Genomic DNA, 351 nt, shown 5'->3' on the forward strand with positions numbered 1-351 from the left:
GTTTAAAAGATGAACCTTTGGTTCTTAACTGACAATTTTTTAATTCATAACATTAATAAACGAGGAACGTATGAAAGCATTAGTAGCGGTCAAGCGTGTCATTGATTATAACGTAAAAGTTCGTGTAAAAGCTGATAACTCTGGCGTGGATCTATCTAACACCAAGATGTCAATCAACCCTTTTGATGAAATTGCAGTAGAAGAAGCCGTTCGTCTAAAAGAAGCGGGTGTGATTGACGAAATCATTGTTGCGTCTATTGGTCCAAAAGAGTCACAAGAGCAAATCCGTGCAGCGCTAGCATTGGGTGCTGATCGTGGTGTTTTAGTATTGACTGACGCCAAGCCTTATCC

Annotated in this window: 1 protein-coding gene; it reads left to right on the top strand. The window is 39.9% G+C overall.

Translation table 11 applies throughout. From position 1 onward, the window contains the following. Positions 1-70: 70 nt before the first annotated feature. On the top strand, positions 71-351 hold a 281-nt coding region (locus AAEZ06_RS26940), incomplete at its 3' end, for an electron transfer flavoprotein subunit beta/FixA family protein (RefSeq protein ID WP_502948053.1).

It is taken from the genome of Pseudomonas sp. HY7a-MNA-CIBAN-0227 (genome assembly GCF_040310325.1).
GTDB lineage: Bacteria > Pseudomonadota > Gammaproteobacteria > Pseudomonadales > Pseudomonadaceae > Aquipseudomonas.